A 16,620-nucleotide genomic window follows, 5' to 3' on the forward strand; every position below is an offset into this window, starting at 1 on the left:
TAAGTAATTATTCCCTAGCATGACGATTGTGTCATGCTTTTTATTAAGGAGATTTATATGTCAAAAAAACTACCTTTTTCTGCCTACTTAACACTTGGTTCCATGTTGTTTGGCCTATTTTTTGGGGCAGGAAATCTGATTTTTCCAGTTCATATGGGACAACTAGCTGGAAGTAACACACCGATTGCCACCCTTGGTTTTATTTTAACTGGTGTTGGATTACCCTTTTTAGGTGTCTTAGCCATTGGGTTCTCTCAAAGCAACGGACTGTATGATCTGGCTAGTAGAGTTCATCCTGCCTTCGGCCTATTTTTTACCATGGCCTTATATCTAACTATTGGCCCATTTTTTGCTTTACCTAGAACTGCTACCGTTTCATATGAAGTCGGCCTTTCCCCGTATATTCCAGAAAAGTTTCAAGTGTTAAGTTTGTTGCTTTTTTCTCTTTGTTTTTTTGTCTTAGCTTGGCTCTTTTCCCTCCGTCCAGCTAAAATTATGATGTGGGTTGGCAAAATACTGAACCCCTTGTTTCTGATTTTTTTAGCTTTCTTAATTTTCAAAACTTTTACTCAACCGATGGGCTCTATTACCGAGCAAGTACCTCAAGAAGTCTACCAAAATAATTCTTTTTTTACAGGCTTTATTGAAGGTTATAATACTATGGATGTCCTTGCTTCACTGGCTTTCGGAATTATTGTTGTTAATAGCATAAAATCATTGGGCGTGACAAAACCTAGTGCCATTGCCAAGGACACTCTTAAGTCTGGTTTTGTGACATTGGTCCTGATGACTGTCATCTATGCCAGTTTAGCCTATATGGGTGCTACAAGTGTTAATCGATTCCCTCTATCTGAAAATGGCGGAATTGCTTTAAATCAAATTTCTCATCATTATTTTGGCTCTTTTGGCAGTCTTTTATTAGCCATTATCGTTACCTTAGCCTGTTTGAAAACCGCCATAGGATTAATCACGGCTTGTAGTGAAACCTTTGTGGAGTTATTCCCCCAGATTTCCTATAAAAATTACGTTCATTTGTTTAGTATTGCCGGATGCGCCATTGCCAATGTAGGTCTAACATCAATTATTAAATTATCGATTCCTGTCTTGATGTTTTTATATCCTTTAGCAATCGTTCTAGTATTGTTAGCCTTCTTATCGCCACTCTTTAAACACCGCTCAATCGTCTATCAAGTTACCATAGGCGTCACATTTATCATTAGCATTGTTGAAGGGTTTAAAGCTGGTTCTGCGCCATTTAAAGCTTTACCAGGTATTCAACACATCATTAGCTTTTTCAATGCCATACTGCCTTTTTCATCTGTCAATATGGGATGGATCATCCCCGCTCTCATAGCCTTAGCCATTGGCTGGGGGATAAGTTTACAGCAATCAAGTCCAAAAAAAAACTGACCTAGGTCAGTTTTTTTTATGTTGTTGTGGGTTAACTCGTCTTGCAATTAATGGTAAGATCAGACCTAAGGCCACGAATATAATCGGTGTGACGATGTTCAAAATCAATTGGAAAATCCACGCTTTCGGATCCGCTCCATAATCCAATTTTGGCACCATCCCCAAAATACAGGCAAAAGCCGTAAAGAAGAAACACCAAGCCCCTACGACAAATCCAATTTTAGGATTTTTGATGAATTTATAATCTGAAACAAATCGTTTTGAGTATTTATTAATCAACATATACGCTAGAAATACCCATAAATAACGTAATGGCATTACCACTGAATTTAAATTAAGCAACCAACGGTATAACTCACTCATATTACCAATCCCTAAAGAAGGTACAATGATTAAGATACTAACTAAAACACCAGTCATAATATAACCATTAATCGGTGTTCCTTTTTTATTAAGCTTAGCCAATGAATTTGGAACAAATTCCGGATCAGCATCGGCCAACAAAATTTTAAGTGGAGCATCAATGGAGAAGGCTAAAGCCGAAATCTGAGCCAATGCATTGGCAATCGCGTATAAAATCATGAAGACATCGCCTACTCCATAAAAATTCCCCAAGCGCTGGAAAGCCTCATAAGCACCGTTCACCATTAAATCCTCAGGAATATGATTGGCATCAAACAACATGCCCATAGCGATTGAACCTAAGAGAGCGCATAAGGCCACCATTCCCGCCAAGAAAATCATCCCTTTTGGGAATTCCTTTGACGGATTTTTAGTATTGTTGACATAAGGTGAGATCTTTTCGCAACCACCTACAGCAAAAACCAACATCGATATCGTTGTCAAATACCCAAAGTTAAATTTAGGTATGTAGGTGGCAACAGATGTCATATTAGGTGTCGCCACCTCAGCCCCAGTCATGCCTGGAGCTGACACTGCTAAAATAATAAAGAGAATTGACATGACAAACATTGCTGTTCCAGCCATATTCCCAATCATTTTAAGTGTTGTTAATCCTTTCGACGCAATCCATAAAAATAATAAAAAAATGGCCAAACAAATCATCGAAATCTTAAAAGCCCCTACTGTTGTAACAAAAGAACCATTCCCTTTAAATAACCAGCTCAATGCCACTAAAATACCTTGGGGTTTTTGAGCTAAATACGGCACGTGAACTACCCAATAGGTCCAAGCTGCAAAAAAAGCTAACTTCTTGGTGGACGTTTCTTTAATCCACGATGATACGCCTCCGTTTGACTCCTTAAAGGTCGAGCCTAATTGCCCCACACTTAAGGCATAAGGAACGAAGTATAAAATCATGATTAAAATCCATGAAACAACAACGGTTAACCCTTGTTGAGCGTAGTTATTGACAACATTCCCCAATCCCCAAACCGAAACAAATGCCATTAAGGCGATGTTGTACCAACGTAATTGCTTTTCGTTCATCTTTTCCTCCTTTATGATAACTATTTTTTAATGCTATTCTTTCAAAGAATACTCCTCTTTATAAAGGTTGGTCAACGGCAGAATCGTCTTTTTAATTAATGTCTCATGGAATTAGCCTTGAGTTTTAATTTAGAGGTAGTTAACCTGCTTCTGGAAACTAACAATCGATTAGGAGGCTAATCATTAATTGATTAACCAACCTCTCACAGCAGTGTACGTACCTTTCCGTATACGACACTTCGGGAAAAACTGCTGTTTGGCTGCTGACTTCTACTTTATTTTCTCACTACGGCTAGATTCTCTATTGAATGGTCCTTTCGGTTTACCTATCTCTAATTGCTCATTCAGATAAAGTGATTTTCTTATTTTCTATCTTGCGCTTTCATGGTTACCATTTCAGGTCAGACACACATTTACCATCCCCCCTCGCTCCTTGTTATTTTCACAACTTATCCTCACTACTATGACTTCTGCTGACTCCTTGCCATTCATCTTAATGTCCACTAAGATTGTCATGAGCCGTCCACCGACTTCCCATCACCCTCGCAAGACATCCCCCGTATGCCGTCACAACTTTCACGTCATCTCATCTCTTGATTTACCCAACACATTTTTTTGACAGTTATTGAACTTTAGATTCTTTGGCAACCTCATCCATGTGCCTAGTCTCTTATCACGTTTCTGTTTGTAAGTGCAGAGTTTCGCCTTAGACTTCTTTTTATCAGATGTGTAGTCGACTTGCACCGCCTAGTTACTACCCATGCAAGGCACACAAAAAAAAAGAGACGTCATTTCTGACATCTTTTTTTTATCTATCGAACAATATCGATTATTTGATTATCAATAAATAACTCAACTTGTTTACGAGTAACAATCGGGCTATCTCCTAAGGTCGTATGAGCTAAAACACTACTAGCAGTTGCGAATTCGACCATTTTAGAAACTGGCTCGCCCTCTAAAACTGCTACAATAATTCCAGCTGCAAATGCGTCACCTGTCCCGACTCGATCAAGTACAAAAAGAGGGTATTCTTTAGAGTAAGCTAATCCATCTTGAGAATAAACAAAACCTGTTAGATATCGTTGATTGTCTCGATTTTTTCTCAGAGTCCCCACAAAATAGTCAATGCCATAGTCCTCCATAAAGGCTTGGGATAAATCTTCAAACCGGTCACTGCCTATTTCCCGGTCCACCTCTAGCAACTCTATTAAATCGCGTTTCGACCCAATCACGATATCAGCAAATGGCAATATCCGTTGGTACTGCTCCCGAAGCCACTGCCGATCATGACCTTTATTCAAGCTTGGACGATAATTAAAATCAAAACAAACTAGCTTACCCGATTGCTTGGCTTGCTCTGCCAAACGAAAAGCAGCTTCCCGAGTTTCTTCCGTTAAAATCAATGAAATTCCACAAATATGAATTAAATCATGATTTTCCAAAGCATTATCTATTTCAATAGTAGTCCATTGACTGATAGCAAATGAACTATGGATTCGATCGAGGTAGGTAACTTCTGCCGGACGATTACCAAAACCTTGTTCTAGAATGTAAATCCCCATATGCTGTCCGCCTTGTTTCACCAAATCGTCGAAAATGCCTAATTTACGAATTTCAGCTTTGGCTGCTTCACCAAGTCGGTTATCTGGTAATTGTGTCAGTAAACTTGTTTCATGACCAAAATGGCTAACCCCACTTAGAACATTTAATCCTGTGCCAGTAAAATTAAGTCGCGCATCTTTAGTTTGTTCTAACAACTGGTAATTATCCATGGCGATTCGCAGCATCACTTCACCAAAGGCTAACACTCTCTTTTTTGCCATCACTATCAATCCCTTAACCTAAGATTTTTTTAACGATATTATATAAGGTCGCAACATCCTCTGGTCGAGTATCTCCAGTTGTCGAATCAATAATCGAGCTATAGATGTGAGGAATGATTTTTTCCACACCCGCATCAACAGCAATTTGAACAATTTCTTCAAAGTTTTCTAAATCAATACCACCCGTAGGTTCCAAATAAAAATCATATTTGGCACAGGCTTCTGCTACGGCTATGTACTCTTCCTTATGAGCTAATCCGTTCATCGGAAAATACTTAATGGAGCTGCCACCCATGTCTTTTAACATTGCAATAGCAGTTTCAATACTGACTTCCCCAGCCGGTGTCTGGCTGCTCAATGGTCCTGTCGCTATATTAACGTAACCGACTTTCCCTGTTGGTGAGACCAAGCCGTTGACAATTGTTTCACTTTGACCAAGAAGCGCCCGTGACGGCCCTACACCTGTAAAAACCTGGTTAACATGCTGGGGCTGTAAGACACCAGAAAGGCGGGTCACCATATCACTTTGATTCGGGTCACCTGCTCCTAAACCAACTGACAAGGCGTTGTCAGTTGCTTCCTGATAAAGCTTCATATCCTCTATCGCCGCCATATCAGAGTCGTAATTCTTTGATAATACCCCTAAAATCACGTGCCCTTCAGCCGCTTTATAGCAAGCTGCTGCATTCTCCACGGAGTTTGCTAAAACATTTAAACTAATACGATTGTCATAATAATTTGGAGTTTTTTTCATCATTAATTCCCTCTTTCATCAATTCAGACTAATATTTCGTCTAATCTCGTTACAATTTGTGCCATTTCTTTTACATTAACTGAGCGAATATCAAATTCAATAATGCCATTATTAGCTCGATATTCACGCGTATAAACGGCTGGACTAGTTGCTTTCAATTGTTTAATGACTTCTTTAGCCGACAGCTTTCCTGAAACCATGACCTCAGCACGATAAATATCTCTTCCTGCCCCATCTTGAACTTCTTTCGCATCAATGTTAGGCAATTCGTTTAAAGCTCTTAAAAAGGGTGCTAAGCGTTCTCTCATGGATTCCCCCGTTTCTGATCCAAATGTGAGATAATCTTCAATTGCTTGAGTGAACCCAAGAATATTCTCTTTACCAATTTTCATGGATCGTCCGAGGCCTTTGCTTTGCAGCCGTACCCAGTCAATATAGTTTTTTTTGCCTACAACTAGACCTGAGCTGGGGCCTTCAATTGCCTTTGCCCCACTGTAGATGACCAAGTCTGCCCCAAGTTGGCTGTATCCCTGTAAATCCTCTTCCGCTGCCGCATCGACAATTAAAGGTAAAGCATGTTTATGAGCAACAGCCACAGCTTCAGCTACGGTCAACATACTCTTCTGAACCGTATGATGGCTTTTTATATAAAGAATTGCGGCTGTCTGATCAGTAATCATCATTTCGATATGTTCGGCTGCACACATATTAGCGTACCCCGCTTCCACCAACTGACCTCCACCTTGAGCAATCATTACATCTACACCTGTCCCATAATCTACATTATGACCTTTTGGTAAGATAATGTCTCGTTTTTCACCACGGTCAACATAGGGATGGTACAGATGAAATAAGTCACCACGACCAATTAAACCTGCAACACTTTGAGCAATTCCAGCAGAAGCACTTGAGACGATAACTGCATCCTCAGTTCCTAATAAATTAGCAATATAGGCTCCAGTTTTTTCAATTAAGTCGCCCATTTCATAAAAACGTTCGCCAGCTAAACGCTGAGCCTTTTGAACTCGCTCCGATACTTTTGAAACCCCTAGGATTGTCATTTTACCTGAGGCATTAATCACTTCTTTTAAATCGTATTTTTCGTAACTACTTAACGTCATAAACGATTCCTCCTACAATTGCTTTTTGTGGAATAATTCGCGTGTGGCTCACGCGTTGATTACCATTTGAATCCGTCAGTATTTTATCTTGTTTAGCGATATTAAAAATAGTCAAATCACCGTCAAATCCTTTAGCGACGTGCCCCTTTTTAGTTAAACGGAAAAACTCTGCTGGTTTAGCCGTCACTTTATCGATTAAATCTGGCAACTGATAGCCGACTTCTAATAATTTTTCAATGGTCGTGGCTAAATCATGTACGGGGCCATCTTCTCGATTGCGATGATAGATGTCAGTACTAATCGTCGCCGCAATCATCTCAGCCGCCAAAGCAACTTCCGCCACATGGAAATTAAAGCTATCCGTTCCATGACCAATATCAAAAATAACGCCTTTACGATAAGCATCCCAGACAAATGTTTTGATTTGATCATCGCTAGCCAAGATTCCATTTTCTTTGCCATTAAAACAATGAGTCACAATATCGCATCGGTCTAGTCGACTTAGAATTTCTGATAATTCTGGAGGTGCCGATCCTATATGAACCATCAAAGGCAAATCCCCATTGTCTTTTTGGATTTCCTTAGCCATTTCCAAGGGAATGATCCCATTATTGCCAACAACAGTTTTACTCATACGGGCTTTTAACCCAACAATAAAATCGGGATATTGACGCAAGGCCTGATGCACTAAATCATGATTAATCTTCGTCAAATCAGCCAGTTCATCCTGGGCAACAATCCCCCATTCAGAAATATTAATCAGAGCTAGAACATTGGTTTTAACTGATTTAGCCGATTGATAAAAATCACCGATATTTTTAGGTCCTGTGGAACCAGCGTCGATAACCGTTGTCACACCTTTGCTAATACCAATTTCATCGGGAAAATCATAATAAAGGCTCATTTTTTCATAGCAATGAACATGCCCATCAATCCAACCAGCTGATACATAGCTTTCCCCTGATAAATCTAAAACAACTACTGCTGCCCCTTCTAGCGTCTTATCAACAGCGACTATTACGCCATCTTTTATCGCAATTTCAATTTGTGACTCATCAATTAACTTGCCATTTTTTACGAGTAAATCATAAACCATCTAATCGCTCCTTCTATTTTAGACGGAATTTACTCCAAGGCAAGATAAAATCTAACATGACTAACTCGTCTTTTGTAATTGTTCCAACTAAATTTTTTCGTTTATCTGTATGCGGTTCTAACACTATTTGCAATTCATTTTTATATTTGCCAAAGTCATCATTTCCAATCACAACATCACCCCGTTTAAATGATGTTTGATTGTCATGGGGAGGATTTCCCATCTTGGCAAATCGCTTGCGAACTTCTGTCGATCGAATCACCTGGCTTGTTATGTCCCCCCGGCGAAAATGTTGACTCGTTTCAACAATTTCTTTTTCCACATCATTAGCTTCCGATGCATAATCAACCTTCAGCTCCAACTGATAAGGATTCACCTCGGCCATTGCTCGCAACTCTTCATCTGAAGCATAAGCGTTGCCGATTACCACATCGTCAATCAGACCAGTGGCAAACAGATGTTTTGTTTGAATCTCAATTGGCAAATGACGGTGCATTTCCAATGTTGGCAGTCCATCATTGATGTTCCAAGGACCTATTTCTCCCACTTGTGAATTAACGAAAGCCGCTGTTTTTAACCCCTGTTGTTTGAATCGTTCACTACATTTAACAAAAAAATCATAAGGAAGAGCCGTTCCTTCTTGAGGATAAAAATTGTGACACCCATATAAAAATGGCTTATTGGCTTGATAAGTTAAAATATTATCCAAGTAAGCCACATCATTGCTCATATTTAATTCAATTGCTAAACCAAAGGAATTAAAGGTCAGCATGGCTTCTTTATTCCCATCAAAGCCCACATCCAAGCGAATGCCATCTGCTCCTAATTCATGAAAAAAGCTTAAATCATCATATGAAATTGCCAAATCCTCAAAAATAGCAGGGGCAATATCTAAAATTGTTTCATAGCCCAAGCTTTTCGCCAGATTAATAATTCGTTGAAATTTGTCTCTGACTGCCGCTTTGCCATCTGTTACCTCTAACATACTCATAAAAATGCGTGAAAAACCAAGTTCTGCTGCTTTTTCCAGATAGCCTTTGTCTTGTTCAAAATCACTGTGATCTGGATAGATTGACACTCCTAAACGTCTTTTCATCCCTTCATTCTCCTATCTATGGCTTGTCGGTATCGAAATACCAAGTAACTAGCAATAAAAATTGTCCCCGCTCCACTAATAAATTTAAGCATCGGGGCCACAATGCCCACAACCGCTAAAATAGCAATTAACCCAATACTAATTAACATAACAAGAGGATACTTTTTTTTATCCATTACTTCCAAAAACCTCAATTTAATCGGACGTTTTTCTAAGAGATAAAGACTTCCTCCAAAAATTAGCATAAGAAAGATAAAACTCAAATAAGTCATCGTCGCCCTCCTTTTGTCCTGTTGGTCCGGTGTCCGCTATCGCTAAATGCTAAAGCATTAAGCTTGGTTTTTTAGTAATCAAGGTTATTGCATCAATACTAACTATTATACACTAAAACATTATAATTTTTACTAAGCATTTGCAAGAATTGCGGACTCTGCCTCAATTTCAAGTTGCTGTTTTTCAAAAGCTTTAAAAAATGGGTAATAAATCGCCAAACTAATAAAGAAATTAACAAAAACTAAAATTGCTGCTGCTATACTAAAATCAGTACTCATCCACGCCGCAATTGGCGATGGGATTGTAAAAGGCATCCGGTTGACCATCATTGGCACAATATTAGTAACCGTTAAGAAATAAGAAAGCGTTGTGGTCACAAGTGGGGCCACAATAAACGGAATTCCCAAAATTGGATTCATGACAATTGGTGCTCCGAAAATAACTGGTTCATTAATATTAAACAATCCTGGTAAAAATGATAAACGGCCTAAGCTTCTTAAGGAATCTGATTTGGAAAACATCATTAAAATCACTAAAGCTAGAGTCATACCAGCCCCACCTATCCAAACATACCACTGTAAGAATTGTTCAGTAAAAATATTAGGCATGTTGTGCGCATTGGCACCATCCGCAAAAGCCTCAATATTTTCAGCTATTGAAATATCCCAAAAGGGACGAATAACAGGTCCCATAATCGCTGGACCGTGAATTCCCAATACCCAGAAAAAAGTAATTAAGAAGACGGTTAGTAACCCACCAAACAAACTATTTCCCGCTAAAATATCTTTTGCTGGCATCAACAATGTACTTAAGAACGAACTGATATCAAAGTTTAAGATATAGCGAATAAACCAGAAAAATAAGATAACAACTGCTGTTGGCAGTAATGCAATAAAAGAATTGGATACTTCTGGCGGTACGCCTGGAGGCATTTTAATGGTGATATTACGTTTTTTCATAAAATTAAAAATTTCAACCGCAATAATTGCAGATACCATTGCACCAAATAAACCAGCCGCACTTAGGTTAGCAATATTCATGTAACGTCCAGCAGCAATAACATCTGGCACTTCCTCTAGGACTTGAACTGGCTTCACTGACGAAATTAAGAATGCCAATACTGCTAAGAACCCACTTGACATAGCGTCTAGACTGTAACTGTTAGCTAAGTTAGTCGCAATCCCATACGTAGCATATAAAGACATAATTCCCACTGTATAACGAAAGGGTGTATCTAGCAATGGTTTATAAGGCTCGATCATTGCCGCAATAGACGGAATGGGAAAATTCAGGAAAATCGTAAAAAATGACCCAACAATTATCAATGGCATAGTCGCGATTAACCCTTTCCTAATCGCCATCATATGTCTTTGTGAGCCGATAACGTTCGCAATTGGCATCACTTTTTCTTCTAAAAAATCCATTAATTTATTCATATTTTTGCTCTCCCTATGTTAAATTGTATTCTTTTATCCACGATATTTATAATAACATTATAATGTTTAAAAGTAAAATAAAAAAAGCAAAAAGTTTCCTTTTTGCTTTTTTTAAATTTCAAACTCAATTTCGTAGGGATGTATCTCCGTATTATACAAAGAAACGGAGACTTCAATCACTTGATCATCATCATTATAAGAGGTTCTAACTCGTTTCATCACATGAGTTTCTTCCGTCTCTAACAGATGTTTTTCCTCCGCCCCTAAAATACTGACTGAAAACTGATCTTCGAAATGATCAACTAGATAATCGTTTTCTGCCAGTATTCGATACATAGACGCCTTTTCAATTTTATCTTTCATCGCTTTAGTGACATTACCTGGTAAATAGTGATTAAAAATAATATAGGGAACCTGATTGATCAAATACATTCTCGTCACTTTTGTGGCACGATTCCCAAAAAAAGTGTAAAACTTATGATCGCTATCCAAGGTCACTTTTTCAATCTGAACAATTCTTTTTTCTAAAGACAACCCTTTTTTCTCTAAGATGGACGAAAAAGAATCCCCCTTTGAGAGTTTGTTGAACAAGCGATTGCTAATAACCGTTGTCCCTTTGCCACTTTTCTTTTCAACATAGCCTTGTAAGGCTAATACTTCTATGGCCTTACGGACCGTAATTTTGCTGACCTCAAACAAATTTTCAAAATCATTCTCTGTAGGCAACATCGTCCCCACTGGGTATACATTATTTTGAATGTCATTTTTAATTTGCTCGGCAATATCAACATAAAGCACACTTTTACGTTTCATAGTTTAACCTCATATCATCTGTTTTTTCTGCTACAACACCCAGACCTCATCTTCTATTATACAAAAAAAGAGAGAAATAATCTCTCTAAATTAATTATTTAATCAAATGATTCAGTGGATTCCACATGATCTTCAATGATTCGCTCAAGAATTTGGTTCTCAGACTGAATCACATCAAAATAAGCTGCTTTTTCCACTAAGTTCTCGTAATCAGCCGTCATAATTGTCACTCTTGGCTTCATCCATAAAAACCCTTGCCTTACTTTCACTCGCTCATTGATCATTTTACATTCATCCATCATAACAAATAATTCAATATCCTTGGTGGAATGTTTTAAACGATTGACTCGCTCACGTTCGTATTTCATTTCACTTTCATCAATCGTCATTCGCTCACTAATCACAATCAATCGTTGATTAATTTGCCACGTATGCTCCAAATAACGTGCTTTTTGATAAAGTTGATCATACTCTAAGACATCGATATGTTTCTTCTGGTACCAGTCTTCTTTACGTTCAACATAAGGGATTTCCCCCTCAATGACCGTTAAGCTATTTTCCGTTACTTGACGCTCTAAACGGCTCACAAGGTGCTCAAGTTTGTCTTTAGCCACCCGCATCCGCTCTTTTGAATCACGTTCACGTCGAAGCGCTTCTTCGTAATACAACGCCTGTTTGTTCAAATCAGTGGTTGTTGTTGATACTTCATATTGTTCCTGAAGAGCAACTGCCCGTTCATTCAATTCGCTGATTTCTTCCTGCAATTTTTCATTAGACGCTTTCAAGCGAGCTTGTTCAGCTCTCAAATAGTCATTTTCAACTTTTAATTTAGCTTCGTCATCTGTTAACCACTGGTCATCCTCATCGACTTCCTCAATCGTCACAAGTGGTTCTGACTCTTCAGCACGTTCGATAAAAATAGGTTCAGCACCTCTGGAAATTTCAACAACTGAATCAGCTTCAACTTCTGTCTGATCATCTGCCAATAGTTGGGACAGATCCAACCCATCTGTTCCTTCATTTTCGAATGGTGGTTGCTCTTCAACCACCTCCAAAATTGGCTCAATTTCTGTAGGGGCCAACTCCCACTCGTCTGGCAGGTCGGATTGTTCCTCATGTCTCACGCTGTCAGCTACTATATCGGATAAATCCTTTTCCCATGCCTCAATAATATCAATGCCTTCTGAAACCCCTTGTTGGATCAAAGATTGAGATAAGGTCGTTCCAAAAGGAAAACCTGACAGATTAATAACCAAAGGAATAAACTCGAAAGAATACTCCCCTTCCGATTCTGCTATTTTTTTACCAAGTGTCCACACCATTTGTGGGTAGTAACGAGTCAATTGATCTAAAAGCTCATCCCATGACAAATTGTCTTCTGTCAACCGAATTCTGACACTTTTCTCCAGAGAAACAGCTTGAAGAAGCTGAGTAAAGCGTTTCTCAACTTCTTCTCTAGGATATTTACTTTTAGGATTCGTTTTTAAGAATAGACTCTCGCATTTCTCTAATAATTTCAACAACGTATTTTCTTGAAAGAGAATGCTACCTTCCTCAAATGTTGGATGTTGGTAGACGGATACTTCAATTTTCTTGCTCACCAACTTCATCCTCTCGTCCTAAATCTGACTATTCAATGGACTGTCAATAATCAAGACTTGTCCTTCTGTTAGAATACTATCTTGTAAATTATTCCATTCGATTAATTTATTAATCGGAATCCCAACTTTTTTAGAGATATCCGTGATAGACTCATTTTTTTCAACGTAATGAGTTTTATCAGATTTTACTTGCTTGCCAGCAATCTTAAAGGTTTTGCTCTCGAATAAAACCGATGGTACAGCATTAGACATAGCCGTTCCCATTTGACTGACTTTTAATAAAGCCAATTGTTTCGTTTCTTTTTCAAGTTGCAATTCTTTTTTTAATTTAGTTTGTGCTAAAAGCGACTTTGTTGAAGCGGCAGTGGCAACTTTTACAGCTGTTGCTTGTTTATCGGTCACTTCTTTTTCAACATACTTTTCTCGTTTTACAACAATCAAACTTGCTGGTTCTAATTTGGCTTCTTCTGTCATTTTGTTCAATTCCTTAATACGACTCATGGTGACACCGTATTTTTTAGAAATATCCCATAATGTTTCATTTTCGGCTACTTTATGGCGAGTAACTTTCACTTTTGTTTTGACTTTTTCAAGATTATCAAAACGTTGTAAATCATACGTTTCAATCAAACCATTTAATTTTTGATTATAACGAGTATCAGTTGCATAACGACCCGTTAAGAATAAGGTAGCCTCCTGATAGGTTTTCGCTTCCGTTTTCCAAGTACCCTTATACAAAGGATTAGTAGAGCCTACCCCTTTAATTAAACGGGCGTAATCCTCAAGAGATTCTTTGTAACCAGGATATTTTCTAAATTCAGCAGTGATCGTATACATACTACCTTTGCCATCATCCTCTAGAGTCGGCATACCAACCGTTGCACCTTCGTACTTCCCTTTAATCCCAAACAGATTAAAGTTAGGTTCTCTAGCCAAGGTACTATTACCAGACGCACTTTCCAAAATTGCTTGAGCAATCATCACTGAGGCATAAATACCGTTCTTATCAGCTACCTGACTGGCATCCTTACCAATTTTGTCAATAAATTCTGACGTACTTTGATTCTTGCTGTACGTAATCGAACCATCTTTAATTGCGCTACCTGAGGATGAACTTGTACCAGTAGCCGTCGAGCTACCAGTGCTTGTAGACGTTGCGGGTTTCGAACTGCTGCCAGGAGCCGGCGCACTGCTTGACGGCGTCGTACTCGGTTTAGTTGAACTAGGCGGCGTTGTAGACGGCGACGTACTACTTGTTGGTGGTGTTGGCGTACTCGTACTTGGTTGTGTTGACGAACTTGTACTGGTACTCGGATCAGTAGACGATTGAGAACTGCTTTCGCTAGTCTCAGGAGGATTAGTCGAACTCTCAATCGGCGGCACCTCTACGGTACTTGTTTCACTTGTCAGCTCCGAACTCGATACAGCTGCCTTTGATGAAGATTCAGTTGTTGGATTGGCATATAGTTCTAAAGCCGGTGTCCCCGCAGAAATTACCAACATCCCTACACTTGCTTTTGCACCTATCTCTCGAAGTAACGCACCTTTTGTTTTTTTGTTCGACATATTATAAGTTCCTCTTTTCTCTAGTTCCTATTCACCACTGCTTTCGATGTCTGAAAGAATAGTTAATTTTCTCAATAATTCTTCAAATATCATTTCCGAATCGCTCTTAGTTGAGTATATTTTTTGATATAATGTGCGTGCATCTTGTGAAATATTTTGTAAATCACGTTCAGCATCACTGACAATGCGACGTGAATCAAAATTGGCTTGATCCACAATCTGACGAGCTTTCGATTTTGCTTCTAACATAACTTCAGCAATATCTTCTTTTGAAATCCCCTCATCCTCTTGAAGTGAAAGTTGTTCTTTAGATTTCGTTAACTCACTACGAAGCTCATTAATTTGATTTCTTAATGCTTCTTTCTCTTGCTCAAATTCAGGACTTGGCTGAGCTTCCGCTTGAACATTCAATAATTTCTCAGTTAACTGATCAATTTCTGTTTGCTTAACGTTTATTTCCCGTTGGAATTGACGAGCATTAGCTTCCGCTCTGGCGACACCATCGTTAGTTTGTTGAAGTTTAATGATTAATTCATTGTTTTCCTGACGACTCTTTTCTAATTCAGCTTGAATCGCAGCATTGTCTTCTTCCACTTGTTGGAAATGTTTTGGTAACGCTTGGACCGATGAAAATTTCAACGCCAATTCTTCTTTTTCAATTCTTAATTTTTCAAGCTCTTTATTCTTTTCTGCTAACTCTTTTTCTAGTTGGCTGTTATTTGACGAGCCTGATGATTTAGGACTTGATTTTTCTGGTTTATCATCCTCATCATCTTCGTAATAATAATCATCATAGTAATCATCATCATCATAATAATAATCATCATAATAATCGTCGGCTTTTTTTCTTTTTCTAAACACAGTCACTCCACCTCTCTAATAGTTAGCAACAAATCACATTGCTCGTTGTTCTAAATAGTTTTATTTAAATAACTCCATTTTTTTCATTTTTGCGGAAGTTATTTCCCTTGTGTATAGTTAAAACTCATGGAAAAAGAATAGTCTCTTGAAGTTCTTCACTAAAGGCAAGAAAACAAACAAATATCTTCACACAAAACCTATAAATACACACTTAAAATTATAGCATACCTATCTGATTATGCAACCTATTTTTAACTCTCACTATTTTAAACGGACCTTTTTAAAAGGAATATTAACATCCTCATATTAATTCGTCCTATGTTATTTTTTCTTATCCCTTAAGTCTCTTGATGATATTCCTTATAGACCTCTTGTTTTTTTAACCCTCTTAACTTAGCCACTTGCTTAATTGCCTCTTTTGAAGACTGTTGATTTTCAGTCATTTCCACTTCAATATGTTCCAAAACCGATAAGCCAGACCAGTCATTTTCTGATTCTGCAACGATTTCACCATCAAATCCTGCTACTAAAATACAGCACTCACCTTTGATTTCATTATCTTGTAAATAAGCCAAAATGTCTAACAAACTACCTCTAATATACTCCTCGTGAAGTTTAGTTAACTCTCGACAAAGGCTCCCCTGACGATCTTCCCCAAAGACCGCTACCATATTAGTAAAGGTTGCTTTTAATCGGTAAGGCGATTCATAAAAAATCAAGGTTTCTCGTTTCTCTTGCAAAGCCTCTAATTCTTTTAGTTGGAGATTTTTTTTACGACCTAAAAAGCCGTAAAAGGTAAACTTTTCTGCTGATAAACCCGAAGCAATCAGTGCAGTCACGCCGGCAGTTGCCCCTGGTAACGCCACCACTGGTAAATTGGCTTCAATACACGCCACCACTAACTCATGCCCCGGATCACTGATGGAAGGCATCCCTGCATCACTAACTTGAGCGATACTCTCACCTGCCAACAACCGCTCCACTAATTTAGGAATCCGCTCTTTATAATTGTGTTCATGAAAACTAATTTGAGGGGTTTCCACTTGGAAGTGATTCAATAATTTTTGAGTATTACGGGTATCCTCACTTGCAATAACCCCGACTTCTTTTAAAGTATCAATCGCTCTAAAGGTCATATCCTGCAAGTTACCTATAGGCGTTGGCACAAGGTAAAGAAGACCCGTTTCAATTGCTTTATCATAACTTTTCTGTTTGTTTATCATCGTTTTATTCCTTATATGTTATTAGTATACCCTGCATAATGCACAAATGGGTCTCAATTTTTACCGAAATAACTACTAAAAAGGAGACGGGAATCAGT

General features: G+C 38.4%; 14 protein-coding genes. 1 reads left to right on the forward strand and 13 read right to left on the reverse strand.

Features of this window, described 5'->3' with window-relative positions:
• Positions 1 to 57: 57 nt before the first annotated feature.
• Entirely contained in the window at positions 58 to 1,410 is a 1,353-nt protein-coding gene (brnQ, locus tag RWN13_RS05625; protein ID WP_314061354.1) for a branched-chain amino acid transport system II carrier protein, read from the forward strand.
• Between the two features lie 6 nt (positions 1,411 to 1,416).
• Here the strand turns inward: brnQ and RWN13_RS05630 are convergent, their stop codons facing one another.
• The 13 genes from RWN13_RS05630 to rsmI all read right to left on the reverse strand — a co-directional run bounded on the left by RWN13_RS05630 (position 1,417) and on the right by rsmI (position 16,519).
• The gene (locus RWN13_RS05630; protein WP_314061355.1) at positions 1,417 to 2,859 is read right to left on the reverse strand and encodes an amino acid permease; all 1,443 of its coding nucleotides are present in this window, start codon (positions 2,857 to 2,859) and stop codon (positions 1,417 to 1,419) included.
• An 812-nt stretch (positions 2,860 to 3,671) separates the two neighbouring features.
• Positions 3,672 to 4,682 (reverse strand): sugar kinase, encoded by a 1,011-nt coding sequence (locus RWN13_RS05635; protein WP_314061358.1) that lies wholly within the window; start codon positions 4,680 to 4,682, stop codon positions 3,672 to 3,674.
• 13 nt (positions 4,683 to 4,695) lie between these two features.
• Positions 4,696 to 5,436 (reverse strand): 2-dehydro-3-deoxy-phosphogluconate aldolase, encoded by a 741-nt coding sequence (locus RWN13_RS05640; protein WP_314061569.1) that lies wholly within the window; start codon positions 5,434 to 5,436, stop codon positions 4,696 to 4,698.
• A gap of 23 nt (positions 5,437 to 5,459) precedes the next feature.
• A complete protein-coding gene (locus RWN13_RS05645; protein ID WP_314061361.1) occupies positions 5,460 to 6,557 on the reverse strand; it encodes a DgaE family pyridoxal phosphate-dependent ammonia lyase in 1,098 nt (365 codons plus the stop codon).
• Positions 6,544 to 7,653 (reverse strand): amidohydrolase/deacetylase family metallohydrolase, encoded by a 1,110-nt coding sequence (locus RWN13_RS05650; protein WP_314061365.1) that lies wholly within the window; start codon positions 7,651 to 7,653, stop codon positions 6,544 to 6,546. Before RWN13_RS05650 ends, RWN13_RS05645 begins: the two co-directional genes overlap by 14 nt.
• 13 nt (positions 7,654 to 7,666) lie before the next feature.
• Positions 7,667 to 8,749 carry a MupG family TIM beta-alpha barrel fold protein gene (locus RWN13_RS05655; RefSeq protein WP_314061366.1) on the reverse strand — a complete coding sequence of 361 codons (1,083 nt, stop codon included), beginning with the start codon at positions 8,747 to 8,749 and terminating at the stop codon, positions 7,667 to 7,669.
• Positions 8,746 to 9,021, reverse strand: a complete 276-nt coding sequence (locus RWN13_RS05660) for a hypothetical protein (protein WP_314061368.1) — start codon at positions 9,019 to 9,021, stop codon at positions 8,746 to 8,748. Before RWN13_RS05660 ends, RWN13_RS05655 begins: the two co-directional genes overlap by 4 nt.
• 132 nt (positions 9,022 to 9,153) lie before the next feature.
• Positions 9,154 to 10,458 (reverse strand): PTS transporter subunit EIIC, encoded by a 1,305-nt coding sequence (locus RWN13_RS05665; protein WP_314061374.1) that lies wholly within the window; start codon positions 10,456 to 10,458, stop codon positions 9,154 to 9,156.
• Positions 10,459 to 10,569: 111 nt separating this feature from the next.
• Complete coding sequence (locus RWN13_RS05670) at positions 10,570 to 11,271, reverse strand: GntR family transcriptional regulator (protein WP_314061376.1); 702 nt, start codon at positions 11,269 to 11,271, stop codon at positions 10,570 to 10,572.
• Between the two features lie 98 nt (positions 11,272 to 11,369).
• A complete protein-coding gene (locus RWN13_RS05675) occupies positions 11,370 to 12,872 on the reverse strand; it encodes a hypothetical protein (protein WP_314061378.1) in 1,503 nt (500 codons plus the stop codon).
• A gap of 18 nt (positions 12,873 to 12,890) precedes the next feature.
• Complete coding sequence (locus RWN13_RS05680) at positions 12,891 to 14,438, reverse strand: glucosaminidase domain-containing protein (protein ID WP_314061381.1); 1,548 nt, start codon at positions 14,436 to 14,438, stop codon at positions 12,891 to 12,893.
• Between the two features lie 27 nt (positions 14,439 to 14,465).
• The gene (locus RWN13_RS05685; protein ID WP_314061384.1) at positions 14,466 to 15,299 is read right to left on the reverse strand and encodes a hypothetical protein; all 834 of its coding nucleotides are present in this window, start codon (positions 15,297 to 15,299) and stop codon (positions 14,466 to 14,468) included.
• A gap of 338 nt (positions 15,300 to 15,637) precedes the next feature.
• Positions 15,638 to 16,519, reverse strand: coding sequence for a 16S rRNA (cytidine(1402)-2'-O)-methyltransferase (gene rsmI / locus RWN13_RS05690; protein WP_314061571.1), 882 nt, complete (start codon positions 16,517 to 16,519; stop codon positions 15,638 to 15,640).
• Positions 16,520 to 16,620: the final 101 nt, after the last annotated feature.

The sequence above is a fragment of the uncultured Vagococcus sp. genome, assembly GCF_963518325.1.
GTDB lineage: Bacteria > Bacillota > Bacilli > Lactobacillales > Vagococcaceae > Vagococcus_D.

Coding starts and splice junctions, on each gene's coding strand:
- brnQ (WP_314061354.1), top strand. CDS start 58: ATGTCAAAAAAACTACCTTTTTCTGCCTACTTAACACTTGGTTCCATG.
- RWN13_RS05630 (WP_314061355.1), bottom strand. CDS start 2,859: ATGAACGAAAAGCAATTACGTTGGTACAACATCGCCTTAATGGCATTT.
- RWN13_RS05635 (WP_314061358.1), bottom strand. CDS start 4,682: ATGGCAAAAAAGAGAGTGTTAGCCTTTGGTGAAGTGATGCTGCGAATC.
- RWN13_RS05640 (WP_314061569.1), bottom strand. CDS start 5,436: ATGAAAAAAACTCCAAATTATTATGACAATCGTATTAGTTTAAATGTT.
- RWN13_RS05645 (WP_314061361.1), bottom strand. CDS start 6,557: ATGACGTTAAGTAGTTACGAAAAATACGATTTAAAAGAAGTGATTAAT.
- RWN13_RS05650 (WP_314061365.1), bottom strand. CDS start 7,653: ATGGTTTATGATTTACTCGTAAAAAATGGCAAGTTAATTGATGAGTCA.
- RWN13_RS05655 (WP_314061366.1), bottom strand. CDS start 8,749: ATGAAAAGACGTTTAGGAGTGTCAATCTATCCAGATCACAGTGATTTT.
- RWN13_RS05660 (WP_314061368.1), bottom strand. CDS start 9,021: ATGACTTATTTGAGTTTTATCTTTCTTATGCTAATTTTTGGAGGAAGT.
- RWN13_RS05665 (WP_314061374.1), bottom strand. CDS start 10,458: ATGAATAAATTAATGGATTTTTTAGAAGAAAAAGTGATGCCAATTGCG.
- RWN13_RS05670 (WP_314061376.1), bottom strand. CDS start 11,271: ATGAAACGTAAAAGTGTGCTTTATGTTGATATTGCCGAGCAAATTAAA.
- RWN13_RS05680 (WP_314061381.1), bottom strand. CDS start 14,438: ATGTCGAACAAAAAAACAAAAGGTGCGTTACTTCGAGAGATAGGTGCA.